Genomic DNA, 14,476 nt, shown 5'->3' on the forward strand with positions numbered 1-14,476 from the left:
TCACCTGCAATTCCCCTTCGATTGATCCGTGCCCGATCGCGACGGCGCCTCCTCTCAGGCTGGTCAGGTAGCGTGGAAAAATACTAAGGTCAATCCCTAAGTATACAGAGATGGATTGACTATGACTGATAGTCAGTCATATTTGGAACAACGAGACCCAAAGGAGTCTGCGATGAATGGACAATTGTTGGCACTGGCCGGACCGCTCAAAACCCGCGTCGCCATCAGCACCGCCATCGGCCTGCTGATCACCGCTTGCTATGTGCTGCAGGGCCTCTTCCTGGCGCAGGCGCTGGCCGCCCTCTTTACTGGCGCCGCAATGGCCGACGTCATGCGCTGGATCATCGCCTTTGCCGGCATCGTTATCCTGCGCGGCTTCCTGCTGTGGTGCGCCGAAATGGCGGCGCAGACCACGGCGCAACAAACCAAGGAACATCTGCGCGCCCGCCTGCTCGCGCATCTTGCGGCTCTTGGCCCCGGCGTCACCTTGCGCCAGCAGACCGGCGATCTGCAGGCCGTGCTCGTGGCCGGCGTCGAAGCATTGGAGAGCTATTACAGCCGCTATATGCCGGCGATCTTCATCGCCATTCTCGGCTGCGCCGGCGTATTGGCCGTCCTCGCCTGGATCGATCGGCCCTCCGCTTTGCTGCTCGGCGCCTTCGTCATCGCCTTCCCGATCGCCGACCGGCTGTGGCTGCGCTGGCGCATGCCCAAAAGCTCCGGCGTCTTTGCTGCCATGGGCGCTTTCGGCGCCTATCTACTCGACAGCCTGCAAGGCATCGTCACCCTCAAGGCGTTCGACGCCACCGCCGCGCGACGCAAGGAATTGGCGTTGCGCGCCGCCAACCTGCGCCAGGAAGCCATGAACACCCTGGCCGTGACCTTGATGCGCACCGGCCTCACCGGCTTCATCACCTTGATCGGCATGGCGTTGGTTTTGTCCTTCAACAGTTGGCGCACCGCAGCCGGCATTCTGGCACCTGTCGCCTTGTTCACGACCTTGTTCCTCATGCGCGAAGCCTTTCGGCCGCTCGACCGGCTGGAAAAGGAATTCCACACCGCCTGGGCCGCCAGCGGCGCGGCAACCTCCGTATCGGACTTCCTGGCCTTGCAGCCCAATATCGAAGAGCCGGCGACAAGCGCCGCCAAACCGATCGCGCATGACATCGCCTTCGACGATGTGAGCTTCGCTTACGACACGAACGACACCAAGGCCTTGTCGTCGGTCTCCTTCTCCATCAAGGAGAAAGAATTCGTCGCTCTGGTCGGCCCCTCGGGCGCCGGCAAATCGACGGTCATTTCGCTGCTGTTGCGGTTCTTCGATCCGACCTCCGGCCATATCCGCATCGGCGGCACCAACATCAGCGATCTCTCGCTCGAAAACCTGCGCTCGCTCGTCAGCGTCGTCTCGCAGGACACCTATTTGTTCCATGGAACGATCGAAGACAATCTGCGCATCGCCAAGCCGGACGCGACGAAGGATGAAATCCACGCCGCGGCCATCGCCGCCCATATCGATGAATTCATCTTCAACCTGCCGCAGGGCTATACCACCGAAATCGGTGAGCGCGGCGCCCATCTCTCCGGTGGCCAACGCCAGCGGCTCTCGATCGCCCGCGCCCTTCTAAAGAATGCGCCGATCCTGATCCTCGACGAAGCGACGTCCAACGTCGATCCGCGCAGCGAAAGCGCCATCCAGGATGCGCTCGATGGCCTGGTCGGACGGCGTACCACTCTGGTGATCGCCCATCGCCTATCCACCATTCGCAAGGCCGATCGCATTCTGGTGCTCGAAAACGGCCGCATCGTCGAGGAAGGCAATCACCAAAGCCTCGAACAAAGCGGCCAGATTTATTCCCGCCTGATGGCGGCGCAAGGAGAAGCAGCATGACCGACGCAACCTTGCCCTTGCCTTCCACAAGCGCGCAAAAATCCGCTGGCATTTTCGGGCTCATTCCCCTGCTGAAAAGCCGCCGCCTTGTGCTAGCCCTGACCATTCTGTCAGGCATTCTCGCGCAGGCGGGTACTTTGGCGAGCCTCGCCATCGGCGCCTGGCTCGCCGGCAAGGCCGTGACGGGTGCCGCGCCTGCAAGCCTCATCCCGGGTTTTGTCGCACTCGGTCTCGTTGCCCTCCTCGCCGCCATCGCCCGCTGGTGGCAGGCCTATATTTCGCACGACCTCGCTTTCGCTCTGATCGAGACATTGCAGGTTGGCATCTACGATGGGTTGGAGCGGGCCGCGCCCGGTTATGTTCTGGGACAGCGCACCGGTGAACTGGCTTCCGTCGCCACGGCCGACGCGGACCTGATGGAGCATTTCTATGCGCACACCGTCGCCGATTATGTCGGCGCCGTCGTGGTGCCGCTGGGCGCGCTGATCGTCATCTTCCTGCTTTCGCCGCTGGCCGCCCTGGCGCTGCTGCCCTTCCTGCCGCTCGTTGCTTCGGTGCCTTTCTGGCTCGCCCGCCGCGCCGGCGAACAGGGACGTCAGGTCATGCATGAACTCGGCGCCCTCAACGCCCAGAACGTGGAAATGATTCAAGGTCAGCGCGAACTGGCGATCTTTGGCCGCACGCGTGACATGCTTGATCGTCTCATCGGGCAGACGCGCCATCTCGCCGCCGCGCAAAAGCGCTATGGCTCACGGGCCGGTCTCGAACATGCCGCCATCGACGGTCTCGTTGCGCTGGCCGTCTTAACCGCCGCGATCGTAGGCCTGTGGCTTGTGGCGCGCGGCGCTCTCGACCGCGCCCATTTCCCGCTGCTCATCGTTCTTGCTGGTGCAGCCTTGAGTCCGATCGTCGAAGTCACGCAAACCGCCCGCAAGCTCGGCGAGCTGCGGGCGGGCGCGCAGCGCATCCTGACCATTTTTCATCAACAGCCGGCCGTGCCAGACACCGGCCGCGAAGGCCCCACGCCCGATACGACCGTGCGTTTCGAGCAGGTGCGTTTTGGCTATGGCAATAAGGAGCGCGGCGCCGTGCTGAACGGCGTCAGTTTCACCGTCCGCCCCGGCGAGTCCGTGGCTCTCGTCGGCCGTTCGGGCGCCGGCAAAAGCACATGCAGCAATCTGTTGCTGCGATTCTGGGACGTGGACGAAGGGCGTATCGCCATCGGCGATTGCGACATTCGCGACCGGCCGATCGGCGCGCTACGCAAGCTCGTCGCCTATGTGCCGCAGGACATCCATCTCTTCAACGAGACCATTGCTGACAATATTCGACTGGGGATGCCCAATGCTTCGCCCCTGGCGGTCGAACGCGCCGCTCGCCTGGCGCAAGCGCATGACTTCATCGCCGAACTGCCACAGGGCTATGACACGGTCTGCGGCGAACGTGGCGCCCGCCTCTCCGGTGGCCAGCGCCAGCGCATCGCCATCGCCCGAGCGCTTCTGCTCGATGCACCCATCCTTCTCCTGGATGAAGCCTCTTCGAGTCTCGACAGCGAGAATGAAAAGGCTCTGCAAAAGGCAATGGACGACATCCGCCGCAATCGAACGGTCATCGTCATCGCCCATCGGCTGTCGACCATCCGCAGCGCCGATCGCATTCTCGTACTGGAAAATGGCCGTATCGTCGAAGACGGACAGCATGCCGATCTCGTGCAGAAAGGTGGCGCCTATACCCGCCTGATCACATCCGTGGAAACGTTCGCATAGTGGTGATCGCAGGACATCGTTTAAACCTTTCAATTCAGGCTGATCTGCGTTAGTTTTGAATCCATCGCAAACGCCATGCGGATCAGCCTGAACAATGACCGAAATCACCGCCAAACGGCCGCGCACCAAGCCTGCGGAAATACGCCGCGAAGAGCTGATGGATGCTGCCCAGGCGCTCTTTCTCGAAAAGGGATTTTCGGCCGCCAGCGTCGATGAAATCGTCAAGGTCGCCGACGTCGCCAAGGGCACGTTCTATCTGCATTTCAAGACCAAGGATGACGTGCTTCTGGCGTTGCAGGCCCGCTTCATCGAGGATTTCCGTCAAAGCCTCGAGGATGCTCTTAAACCTTTTGCGCCTGACGATTGGGATCAGCGGTTCGACGCCTGGATCGAAGCGGCCATGCGCGGCTATTTCGATCAAGTGCCGCTGCACGATCTGGTCTTCCATGAATCCGTCCCGATTCATCATCGCATCCAGCACGACAATCCCATCATTCTGCAGCTAGCAACCTTGCTGCAGGACGGCGCGCGCAAAGGCGCCTGGGCGGTGAAGGATGGGCGGCTGACCGCGACCATGCTGTTCTACGCGCTGCACGGCGCAGTCGACGATACCGTTTCGAACAATTCCAAGATGAGCCGCAAGGCCCTTGTGGCCACCACGCTCGCCTTCTGCCGACAGGCGATCGGATTGAAACCGTCCAAGCCGCCGAAATAGCGTCGATCTATAGCACTACACAGTTAGGCGAAATCTCGCAGCTCCGTCATTGCGAGGAGCGGAGCGACGAAGCAATCCAGGGACGCGTGTGGTTGCGTCAGAAACACCTGCGGTGCACGTTCATTTGTGTTCAAGGCCCTTCACCCTGACTCTTGGATTGCTTCGCTCCGCTCGCAATGACGGATATCCCACTTTGAAGCACTTAACTCAGCGCCATCAAACTGGCATTGCCACCCGCCGCCGCCGTGTTTATCGACGTGGCCGTCTCCTCGACCAGCCAATGCAGGCAATAGGCCTTCGGGCCGGCCTGAATTTCCTCGGACGTCGCCGCCTGGACGATGGGGATCGGGCCAGGTAAAGCGGCGATTTTCGCGTTAATAGCACGCACCATGTCCGCTTCGCCCTCGATGAGCGCCGCTGCGAATGGTCCGTCGCTTCCCCATTGGCTCGACCAGGACAAACGGCTGGCAACCACCGCCGGCAAGTTCGCAAGCCTCTCTTGCAAGCCCGATTGCCTATCGATGACGGCGTCATTACCTGTCGCCAGCACGGCGCCGATCTGACACAGCAAGCCCAGCTCGGTTTGGGGAACCACCAAGACACGACCGCGTGATCGCAGACTGTAAAGATTGTTTTCGCCAACCGGCCCCTTCAACGATTGCGTGAAACCCAAAGGCGAGCGATCTACGAAATCTCCGACGATCCTTGCAGCACGGATCAATCTCATGCGTTCGAGCCATGACACGAATTGATGCAAAACCTCATTCGGCAGCGCCGTGACAAGCTTCGGCAAGACGCCGGCTTGGGAAACCAGACGATGCAGATAAAGAGGGCCGCCGGCCTTCGGCCCCGTGCCCGACAATCCTCTCCCCCCGAAGGGCTGCACCCCGACCACGGCACCGATGATGTTGCGGTTCACGTAGATATTTCCGGCCTCGACACGTTCCGACACATGAGCGACGGTATCGTCGATGCGTGTGTGCAGACCGAAAGTCAGCCCATACCCCGTCTCGTTGATCCGCCTGATCAAAGCGTCGAGGTCATCGCGATGATAGCGCACCACATGCAGCACCGGGCCGAACACCTCACGCTGCAATTCCTCGATGTCGTCGATCTCGATGACGGTCGGCGGCACATAGGTTCCGTTTTCGGTCGATGGATCGAGCCCGGCCTGACGGACTTCGTGACCACGAGCCCCCATCCGGATGATATGATTGCCGATCGTCTGCGCGGCTTCCTCAGTGATGACGGGACCGACATCGCTGGCAAGCCGCTCCGTCGTACCGACATCGAGCTCCTGCAAAGCGCCATGCAACATGTCCATCGTTTTCTCGGCCACATCGTTCTGCAAGCAGAGCACACGCAGCGCCGAACAGCGCTGCCCGGCGCTGTCGAAAGCCGATGACAGGACGTCGGCGACGACCTGTTCCGGCAGGGCCGAGGAATCGACGATCATCGCATTCTGGCCGCCGGTCTCGGCGATCAACGGAATGATACGGCCTTCTGGCGAAAGCCGGCTGGTCAATTGCGCCTGGATGAGTTTGGCGACTTCGGTGGAGCCGGTGAAGACGACACCGGCAATCTGCGGCGCCGCCACCAGGGCTGCGCCGATGGTCCCATCGCCCGGGATGAATTGCAGGCCGTCCCGGCTCACCCCCGCCTCGTGCAAAAGCCCGACACAGGCCGCGGCAATCAAAGGGGTTTCTTCGGCCGGCTTTGCCAGCACCGCGTTGCCGGCGACGAGCGCCGCCGCGATCTGGCCTGTAAAAATGGACAGCGGAAAATTCCATGGACTGATACAGACCACCGGCCCAAGCGGCTTGCTCCCAGTTTGCAAAGTCGCCTCAGCCTGCTCCGCATAATAGCGCAGGAAATCGACCGCCTCACGCACTTCCGACACCGCATTGGCCGCTGATTTTCCCGCCTCGCGCATGATCAGCGGTATCAACTCCAGGCGCCGTTGTTCCAAGAGATCGGCGCCGCGCCGAAGACATAAGGCCCGCTGCGCCAAGGGCACCGACGGCCATGTACTCTCAACCGCGGATTTCGCCGCCAGCCGCGCGTCTTCTTCCAGCGCATCGATGATCCAGCCCACGTGATCCGCCCGATTGCCAGGATTGAGGATCGGGCGCGCCGTCTCGGCGACGATATCCCGCACCAGCAAAGGACGAGCGTCCCAACGGGTCTGCCGGCTCATCTGCAAGGCATCCGAAAGCGATGCCAGGACATCTTCGTTCGCCAGATCGAGGCCATGCGAATTGCGGCGCGTCTTTCCGTAGAGATCGGGCGGCAGCGCGATAGCCGGATGCCCCTCGCCTGGCCTCTCTTCGTTTTGCACGATGGCGACCGGATCGCGGATCAAATCCTCTATCGCCACATGCTCGTCGTAGATTTGATGGACGAAAGACGAATTGGCGCCATTCTCCAGCAGGCGGCGCACGAGATAAGCCAGCAAGGTCTCATGCGTCCCCACCGGCGCATAGATGCGGCAAGGCCGGTTCAATTTGTCCGGCCCGACGATGTCCGAATAAAGCGGCTCGCCCATGCCATGCAGGCACTGGAATTCATATTTGCCGATATGAAACTCGGGCCCGGCCAGATGGAAGATCGTCGCCAATGTCTGCGCATTGTGAGTGGCGAATTGCGGAAAGACCCAATCGACCGCATCCAAAAGCTTGCGGGCGCAGGCGATATAGGAAATGTCCGTATGGGCTTTGCGGGTAAAGACCGGAAAGTCTTCAAGCCCATCCACCTGCGCGCGCTTGATCTCCGCGTCCCAATAGGCGCCCTTGACCAAGCGCACCATGAGGCGGCGATGACTGCGCCGCGCCAGATCGATGACGAAATCGACGACATAAGGGCAACGCTTGCCATAGGCCTGGACGACGAAGCCCAGGCCGTTCCAGCCGCCAAGCTCCGCATCCGTCGCAAGATTTTCAAGCAGATCGAGCGACAGCTCCAACCGGTCGGCCTCCTCGGCATCGACATTCAGACCGATGTCATAGCTTTTCGCCAGCACGGCCAGCGCCTTCACATGCGGCAACAGTTCGCGCATCACACGTCCGGCCTGCGAACGTTGATAGCGTGGATGCAACGCCGAAAGCTTGATCGAAATTCCGGGTCCCGCATAGACGCCACGATGCGCCGCCGCCTTGCCGATGGCGTGGATGGCCTGCTCGTAACTCCTGAAATAGCGCGCGGCATCGGCCGCCGTCAAAGCCGCCTCGCCCAGCATGTCATAGGAATATTGAAACCCCACGCTTTCCTGCTGACGTGCGCGATGCAGCGCGGCCGTGATGGTTTCGCCGATGACGAACTGCTCGCCCATCATCTTCATCGCCACATCGACGCCACCCCGGATGACCGGCTCACCCAAGCGATGAATCAAGCGCCGCAGCGACGCTGACAGGCCCGTGGCGTTGACCGTGGCGGTGAGCCTGCCGGTGACGAGAAGCCCCCAGGTCGCCGCATTGACGAACAACGAACGATTGTGGCCAAGATGGGCGTGCCAATCGCCGGTCGAAATCTTGTCGCGGATCAAGGCATCGCGCGTTTCGTCATCGGGAATGCGCAACAGAGCTTCCGCCAAACACATGAGGGCGACGCCCTCCTCGCTCGACAACGAATATTCCTGGATCAGCTCGCCGACGCTGAAGGCCTTCGGCTTGCCGCGCACCGCGACGACCAGCCGACGCGCTAGATCGGCGATCTCAGCCTGCGTCCCAGCATCGAAAGTGGCGCGCTGGAGAAGCGTCGCGAGGCAATCGGCTTCGGGCGCACGCGTATGCGCGGTAATCGCCTCTCGCAAGGCATTGCGCGGCGCGATCGGTGGCGCGAATGGCGGAAAAACCTGTTCGGCGGGAAGCGGCTTCTCGACTTCGGCGCTTGTCATCACGTCAACCCGCGAGGAATGGAAAAGACGATTTCGGAACCTGATCGGATATTAATTTCGCTGCGCGGGCAACATGATGGCTCTCCTGCGACATCAGTGCAGCATAGCACTTATTTGTTTCCGAATTCTCCTTTTCGCAACGCATGCGTCCAAAGCGCCGTTGACAACCGTAACGCCATGAATGAATAAGCAATCCAACACGGGGACACGCGGGGATGGCTTGACGCGCGCGGAGGCCACAAGCGGCTATCGCGGCGGCCTGGATTCCAGCCGGCTCCTAATCAACGACATGATTGAACAGACTTGGCTGAACAGATGGCACGCCGCTTTATCGATCTTTCCGTCACTCTCGAAGACAAGCCGACCTCGCCGCCCCACCATCGGCCGAAAATCCATTATGTCGATCACGATCAATCGTTCGATCTGTTCTCGAAACTTTTTGACGGGATCGGCCCGCAGGATCTGCCGGAAGGCAAGGCCTGGGCTGTCGAACAGATGGAACTGTCGACCCATGCCGGCACGCATATGGACGCGCCGTGGCACTACCACCCGACGACCGATCATGCCCTTGTTGCCGGCGGCCGTCCGGCGCCTGGCATCGACGAAGTGCCGCTTGACTGGTGTCAGCGGCCCGGCGTCAAGCTGGACTTCCGCCATTTCGACGCCGGCTATGTGGTGACATCAGCCGATATCGAGGCTGAACTCAAGCGCATCGGCTACGCCCTGCAGCCGCTCGACATCGTTCTTGCCAACACCCGCGCCGGCGCCCGCCAGGGCCTGGAAGACTATTGGGAAAGCGCCTGCGGCTTTGGCCGCGACGCGACCTTGTGGCTCACGGAACGGGGCGTGCGCGTGGTCGGCACGGATTCCTACAGCTGGGATCCGGCCTTCAAATTCGTGGTCGAACGCTATCGGCGCGACCATGATCCGGCGATCATCTGGGAAGGCCACAAGGCCGGTCGCGACATCGGCTATTTCCAGATGGAAAAACTGACCAATCTGGACCAACTGCCGCCGCACGGTTTCACCGTGAGCTGCTTCCCCATCAAAATCAAAAACGGATCGGCGGCCTGGTGCCGTGCGGTCGCCATTCTGGAAGGCTGAAGCCCGTGTCTCATAAGTTTTCGATCACCCGTCGCCGCGCCGCAGCTCTCGCCTTGTCCGGCCTCGGCACCGCCCTTTTGCCACAGTCCGTCGCGGCACAGACCTATCCGGAGCGGATGATCCGCGTGATCGTGCCCTTCCCGGCCGGCGGGATCGTCGACAACACCACCCGCGCGTTGACGGCCCGGCTCTCCACCGCCTTCAATCAGCAGTTCCTCATCGAGAACAAGGGCGGCGCTGGCGGCACCGTCGGCACGGTCGAAGTCGTCCGTGCCGCCCCCGACGGCTATACGCTCCTGACCACGTTCGACACGCATGCCGTCAGCGACCAGCTCTATAAACTCTCCTACAACCCGCATAAAGATCTGGCGCCGGTCGCCTTGATCGCGACATCGCCGCTCGCGCTGGTCGTGCACCCGTCGGTCCCCGCCAATTCGGTCGCCGAACTGGTCGCGCTGGCGAAGGCCAAGCCCGACGCTTTGAACTATGCCTCGACTGGCATCGGCAGCTCCAACCAGCTCACCACCGAACTGTTCAATACGATCGCCGGCATCAAGATCACCCACGTGCCCTATCGTGGTGGCGCACCCGCGATCGCCGATATCGTCGCCGGTCAGGTGCAGGTGATGTTCGTCAGCGTGCCGTCGGTGCTGGAACATATCCGCGCCGGCAAGCTGAAGGCGCTGGCTGTCACCACGGCGCAGCGCATTCCGGTCCTGCCCGATGTGCCGACCATTGCCACCACCTACCCGGGCTTCGAGGTGCAATCCTGGGTCGGCATGCTGGCGCCGGCCGCCACGCCGCGCCCGATCGTCGAAAAGCTCAACGCCTCCGTTCGCGCCGCGCTGAAGACGCCCGATCTAAAGTCGTGGCTCGACGCACAGTCGCTCGTGCCCGTCGACGAGCCGCCCGAGGCTTTCGGCCGCTTCCTGGAGAATGAAGGTCGCAAATGGAGCGACGTCATTCAAAAGAACAACATCCGGCTCAACTAGCCGCTCACGCGCCGGGCAACTCTATTGCCCGGCGCTCCCACGGCGCTTGGCGCTCATCGCCTGCAACATCTCCGCCATCGCGTCACGCGCCGCCAAATTGAACGCGGCGATTTCCTTCAACCGCTGTTTGATCTTCTTCGACCGGCTCATCTGCGCCCCTGCCAGCAATTGATTGGCCAGCGCTTCCAGAAGACGGCTTTGCTGGGTCAGCATTTCCTCGTAATTTTCCGAGACTTCGTAGAGGATACGCTTGCTGCCGCGTACGCGCAGACGATGCGCCAGCGTGTATTGCTCCAGGAGCCGCGCGGCGACGCTGGCGCTGCTCTTGCTGATTTCAAGATCGCGCGCGATTTCATCCAGATCAGCCGGCTGCGGACAGAGTAGCAGATAGCCATACAGACTGGCGGCGGTCTGCGGCACGCCCCACGGCACGAACAGACGAGCGATCCCGTCGATAAAACGTCGTTGATCCGGCTCTATATTTGACATATTCGGCATATATCGAATATACTAAATTATATCAGAATGTCCACTGCGCTTTCGGCTCGCGTTTGGACTTCGCCTCGCTCCAGCGGCCGATCCGAGCACAGACTAAAAGGAGCGATCCATGATCCGCTATTTCCTGCAGTTGATCGTCTGGACGGTCTTCATGGCGGCGTTGCTGTTCTGGCCCGCCGGCACATTCGCTTATCCCGGCGCCTGGGTGATGTTGGTCTTGTTCGCAGGCGGCGGTTTGGCAATGGTTCTCTGGCTGTCGAAGCGCAGCCCGCAATTGCTGCGCGAACGCATGGGTTCGCCGATCCAGCGCGGTCAGGCGACCTGGGATAAGATCTTCCTCAGTCTGTTCGTGGTCCTCTTCTTCGGCTGGCTCGCCTTCATGGCATGGGATGCGGCGCGTTCTGGCTTCTCGGCTGTCCCCATGTGGCTCCAAGCTATAGGTACGCTGCTCATCTTGCTGGAATTCGCCGGCGTTACCTGGACGTTCAATGCCAACACCTTCGCCGCGCCAGTGGTAAAGATTCAGGAAGGTCAGAAAGTCGTCGACACCGGCCCCTACGCTCTGGTGCGCCATCCGATGTACACGAGCGCGTTGCTGTTTTTCTTCGGCCTGCCGCTTCTCCTCGGCTCCTGGCACGGCTTGTGGCTTTCCGTTCTGCTCAGCCTAGCTCTCGCCTGGCGATCGGTCGGAGAGGAGGAAACCCTGCGCCGGCAATTCACCGATTACGATACATATCGTCAGCGAGTGAAATACCGGCTGGTGCCGGGCGTGTGGTAAGACTGTCAGCGTCGCATATAGGCGACGAGATTATCGAGCGTCTGCGATGTGCCCTTGTCGATGCCCATCTTCAGATACTGCTCCAGTTGCTCGGCGGAGCGACACTCAATTTCGACCACCATGTGGGTTCCGCCAGTTAGGTTCTGCAGAATGACGCGACCTAAAGCGCCCATCGCCTCGAATATCAGCCGATCGGGCGGCGCGATCTCGCGATAGGTCCCCGTGAAGGGTATCTCGGGATGGCCCTTGGTGGAAAACTTAAAGGCACCACCGGGCCGCAGGTCGATCTCGCAGACGGTCAGTGGTTGGCCAGCTGGATCCCACCACGCGGTCACCTGCTCCGGCTGGGTCCATGCTTCGAAGATTTGCTCTCGCGGCGCCTTGAAGGCACGCGTCAGCCTGATCGTATGGGTGGAGCGATCAATCTCAAGATCCATCCCTGCTTGGATTTGTGTCTGAGCTGGCATGTTACTTCTCCTGCTTTTTTCTCTTAGCGAGATGAGCCTCCAGATGGTTGAACCGCGCCTCCCACTGCGCCCGGAAAGGCTCGATCCACTCGGCGATTTCCTTCATGGCGAGGGGCGCGAGCCGGCGCGGACGCCGTTGCGCATCCCGACCGCCTTCGATCAAGCCAGCAGTCTCAAGAACCTTCAGATGTTTCGAAATCGTCGGCTGACTCAGCGCGAACGGCTCCATCAGTTCAGAAACTGTCGCCTCACCGGAAGCGAGACGTGAAAGGATGGCCCGCCGCGTCGGATCGCTCAGGGCGTAAAACGTTTGGTCGAGCCGTTCCGTCGGCCTGCTTAAAATTGCCATTTAGCTATATAGCCAAATAGCAATATAAAAGTCAAGACCGAACACCGCAATCGTAGCAAAACGCTGGAGACCGATGATCTCACGGCTTTTTCAGCGCTCTGTTTTCCCTGTGGTCTGTCTTGCAAGCCTGATGATGCCCCCTACGATGCGCGTATGAGTCCTCCTGCTTCTGCTTTGCCGGATACGCCGCCGCCGCCCAAATCCGTCCTGCGCATGGGCGCCCTCTTCAAGCTGCGCCCTTCCCCGCCCCGTTGGCCGGCGGCTTTGCGAGCCGCGCTGAGCATGGGCCTGCCGGTCGCCGCCGGCTGGCTCGCCGGCGATGTGCCGGCCGGCATGCTCGCCACGATCGGCGCCTTCACCGCGCTCTATGCCACCGACCGGCCTTATCAAAACCGCGCGGCCGTCGTGGCCTGGATCGCGGTGGCCTTCAGTCTCGTCGTCAGCCTCGGCGCCTGGGCCCAGGCCGAGCCCTGGCTCGTGGTGCCTCTGGTCGTGGTGCTCTCGGTCGCCGCCACGTTCATCTGCAATGCTTTCCGGATCGGTCCGCCCGGCGCCTATATGTTCGTGCTTGCTTGCGCTGCGGGCACCGCTTTGCCGGCGCCCCATATCGCCGTCTGGCAGATCGGCCTGCTCGTCTTGGCGGGCGGCACGCTATCGTGGATCCTGCACATGGCCGGCGCCCTGTTTTCGCCGCGCGGACCAGAAAAGGCGGCCGTCGCCAATGCCGCCAAAGCCGTCGCCCTCTTTGCCCAAGCCACCGGTACCGCCGGACAAGACAACGCCCGTCATGGCGCAGCCTTCGCGCTGCATGAGGCCTGGGCCGTGCTCGTCAGCTTGCAGCCGCCCAAGCCGCGCCCCAATGGCGCTTTGGCCCACTTGCGGGATTTGAATCGCGAACTGCATCTGCTGTTCGCCGCCTGCATCAATGCCGCCGGCCAGCCAAGAGAGAAACTCGATGCTGTCGCGAGCCGCGCCCGCGAGATCGGTACGGCCGCCAGATCCTTGCGTGCCGATCGCGAACGCACCGAGCCGCCGCAAGTGCCCCTCGGCCGCCCTGGTCTCAAGGGATTGCTGCGTGAAAATCTCAGTCCGCGGTCGCCTGCCCTACGCAGCGCCCTGCGCGTCGGCCTTGCGGTTGCGGTGGCCGGTGTAGTTGGTGCGGCCTTCAGTCTCGAACATGCTTATTGGGTGATGGCCTCTGCCGTCTTGATGCTGCATCAGGGGCTGGACTGGATCCGCACATTGCAGCGTGGCCTCGAACGCATGAGCGGCACGCTCGTCGGCCTATGCCTCGCCGCCGCCATTCTGACGCTGCACCCGACAGGCCTCTGGCTCGTGGCGACCATGATGCTGTTGCAATACATCATCGAGGTCACGGTGACGCGCAACTATGCCCTGGCCGTGGTTTTCATCACCGCGATCGCGCTTTTGATCGCCTCCGGCGGCCGACCCATGGCAGACGACAGTCACCTGCTGTGGGCGCGCGGCATCGATACGCTCGTTGGCTGTTTGATCGCGCTGATCGTCCATGCCCTTACGGCCCCCCGCAGCCCCGCCGCCTCCATTCGCCAGGAGATCGCCGAAACCCTGAAAGCCCTGCAGGACGTTCTTCAACATGTCGCCACCGGCCAGGTGACGACGCCGGCGGCGCGGCGTGCCCGTAGCACGCTCCAGCACGAAGTCTTCGTCCTGGTCACATCGACCGAGACCGAAATGGGCGGCCTGTCGCGGCAGCAGGACGCGGCGGAAGATCTATGGCCGACGGTCGTTGCCACGCAGCGCCTCGCCTATCGAACGCTTGCCGCCTGTTGGGCCATCGAACAGGCGGCCGAACAGGGCAAGGCCGAAAAGCCGCCGCTCACACAAGCCGAATTGACGGCAACGACCGCCGCCCTCGGGCAACTCAGCGCAGCGGTGCACTCCGGCCGGGGGCCGCTCACGTTCAATGAACTCCCTGATTTTCTGTCGGGTGAAATCCAAAACGTCGGCAAATCCCTCGTCGCGCAAGCGGCATGAGAACGATC

General features: G+C 61.7%; 11 protein-coding genes. 7 read left to right on the forward strand and 4 right to left on the reverse strand.

The genetic code is table 11. The features are described from left to right. Positions 1-172: 172 nt before the first annotated feature. The 3 genes from OIM99_RS15880 to OIM99_RS15890 all read left to right on the forward strand — a co-directional run bounded on the left by OIM99_RS15880 (position 173) and on the right by OIM99_RS15890 (position 4,372). Positions 173-1,891, forward strand: coding sequence for an ABC transporter ATP-binding protein (locus OIM99_RS15880; RefSeq protein WP_311851405.1), 1,719 nt, complete (start codon positions 173-175; stop codon positions 1,889-1,891). Continuing rightward, the gene (cydC, locus tag OIM99_RS15885; RefSeq protein WP_311851406.1) at positions 1,888-3,657 is read left to right on the forward strand and encodes a thiol reductant ABC exporter subunit CydC; all 1,770 of its coding nucleotides are present in this window, start codon (positions 1,888-1,890) and stop codon (positions 3,655-3,657) included. Before OIM99_RS15880 ends, cydC begins: the two co-directional genes overlap by 4 nt. A 94-nt stretch (positions 3,658-3,751) precedes the next feature. After that, positions 3,752-4,372, forward strand: a complete 621-nt coding sequence (locus OIM99_RS15890) for a TetR/AcrR family transcriptional regulator (protein ID WP_311851407.1) — start codon at positions 3,752-3,754, stop codon at positions 4,370-4,372. 202 nt (positions 4,373-4,574) lie between these two features. Here the strand turns inward: OIM99_RS15890 and putA are convergent, their stop codons facing one another. Beyond that, positions 4,575-8,264: a trifunctional transcriptional regulator/proline dehydrogenase/L-glutamate gamma-semialdehyde dehydrogenase gene (gene putA / locus OIM99_RS15895; RefSeq protein WP_311851408.1), complete on the reverse strand. Its 3,690-nt coding sequence runs from the start codon at positions 8,262-8,264 to the stop codon at positions 4,575-4,577. Positions 8,265-8,579: 315 nt separating this feature from the next. Between putA and OIM99_RS15900 the strand changes: the two genes are divergently transcribed. Then, complete coding sequence (locus OIM99_RS15900) at positions 8,580-9,368, forward strand: cyclase family protein (protein WP_311851409.1); 789 nt, start codon at positions 8,580-8,582, stop codon at positions 9,366-9,368. Between the two features lie 5 nt (positions 9,369-9,373). Beyond that, positions 9,374-10,360 carry a tripartite tricarboxylate transporter substrate binding protein gene (locus OIM99_RS15905; RefSeq protein WP_311851410.1) on the forward strand — a complete coding sequence of 329 codons (987 nt, stop codon included), beginning with the start codon at positions 9,374-9,376 and terminating at the stop codon, positions 10,358-10,360. Between the two features lie 21 nt (positions 10,361-10,381). On the opposite strand, the gene OIM99_RS15910 is transcribed toward OIM99_RS15905, so the two are convergent. Beyond that, positions 10,382-10,849 (reverse strand): hypothetical protein, encoded by a 468-nt coding sequence (locus tag OIM99_RS15910; RefSeq protein ID WP_311851411.1) that lies wholly within the window; start codon positions 10,847-10,849, stop codon positions 10,382-10,384. Positions 10,850-10,967: 118 nt separating this feature from the next. On the opposite strand from OIM99_RS15910, the gene OIM99_RS15915 reads away from it, so the two are divergent. Then, on the forward strand, positions 10,968-11,636 hold the full coding sequence (locus tag OIM99_RS15915) for an isoprenylcysteine carboxylmethyltransferase family protein (RefSeq protein ID WP_311851412.1): 669 nt from the start codon (positions 10,968-10,970) through the stop codon (positions 11,634-11,636). 5 nt (positions 11,637-11,641) lie between these two features. On the opposite strand, the gene OIM99_RS15920 is transcribed toward OIM99_RS15915, so the two are convergent. Continuing rightward, a complete protein-coding gene (locus OIM99_RS15920) occupies positions 11,642-12,103 on the reverse strand; it encodes an SRPBCC domain-containing protein (protein WP_311851413.1) in 462 nt (153 codons plus the stop codon). Position 12,104: 1 nt separating this feature from the next. Further along, positions 12,105-12,452 (reverse strand): metalloregulator ArsR/SmtB family transcription factor, encoded by a 348-nt coding sequence (locus tag OIM99_RS15925; RefSeq protein ID WP_311851414.1) that lies wholly within the window; start codon positions 12,450-12,452, stop codon positions 12,105-12,107. Between the two features lie 153 nt (positions 12,453-12,605). On the opposite strand from OIM99_RS15925, the gene OIM99_RS15930 reads away from it, so the two are divergent. After that, a complete protein-coding gene (locus OIM99_RS15930) occupies positions 12,606-14,468 on the forward strand; it encodes an FUSC family protein (protein ID WP_311851415.1) in 1,863 nt (620 codons plus the stop codon). Positions 14,469-14,476 lie beyond the last annotated feature (8 nt).

It is taken from the genome of Methylocella sp. CPCC 101449, from assembly GCF_031921685.1.
Taxonomy (GTDB): domain Bacteria; phylum Pseudomonadota; class Alphaproteobacteria; order Rhizobiales; family Beijerinckiaceae; genus Terripilifer.

What these genes read in the sequence shown, in the direction of transcription:
- OIM99_RS15880 (WP_311851405.1), top strand. Translation starts at nt 173, where the DNA reads ATGAATGGACAATTGTTGGCACTGGCCGGACCGCTCAAAACCCGCGTC.
- cydC (WP_311851406.1), top strand. Translation starts at nt 1,888, where the DNA reads ATGACCGACGCAACCTTGCCCTTGCCTTCCACAAGCGCGCAAAAATCC.
- OIM99_RS15890 (WP_311851407.1), top strand. Translation starts at nt 3,752, where the DNA reads ATGACCGAAATCACCGCCAAACGGCCGCGCACCAAGCCTGCGGAAATA.
- putA (WP_311851408.1), bottom strand. Translation starts at nt 8,264, where the DNA reads ATGACAAGCGCCGAAGTCGAGAAGCCGCTTCCCGCCGAACAGGTTTTT.
- OIM99_RS15900 (WP_311851409.1), top strand. Translation starts at nt 8,580, where the DNA reads ATGGCACGCCGCTTTATCGATCTTTCCGTCACTCTCGAAGACAAGCCG.
- OIM99_RS15910 (WP_311851411.1), bottom strand. Translation starts at nt 10,849, where the DNA reads ATGTCAAATATAGAGCCGGATCAACGACGTTTTATCGACGGGATCGCT.
- OIM99_RS15915 (WP_311851412.1), top strand. Translation starts at nt 10,968, where the DNA reads ATGATCCGCTATTTCCTGCAGTTGATCGTCTGGACGGTCTTCATGGCG.
- OIM99_RS15920 (WP_311851413.1), bottom strand. Translation starts at nt 12,103, where the DNA reads ATGCCAGCTCAGACACAAATCCAAGCAGGGATGGATCTTGAGATTGAT.
- OIM99_RS15925 (WP_311851414.1), bottom strand. Translation starts at nt 12,452, where the DNA reads ATGGCAATTTTAAGCAGGCCGACGGAACGGCTCGACCAAACGTTTTAC.
- OIM99_RS15930 (WP_311851415.1), top strand. Translation starts at nt 12,606, where the DNA reads ATGAGTCCTCCTGCTTCTGCTTTGCCGGATACGCCGCCGCCGCCCAAA.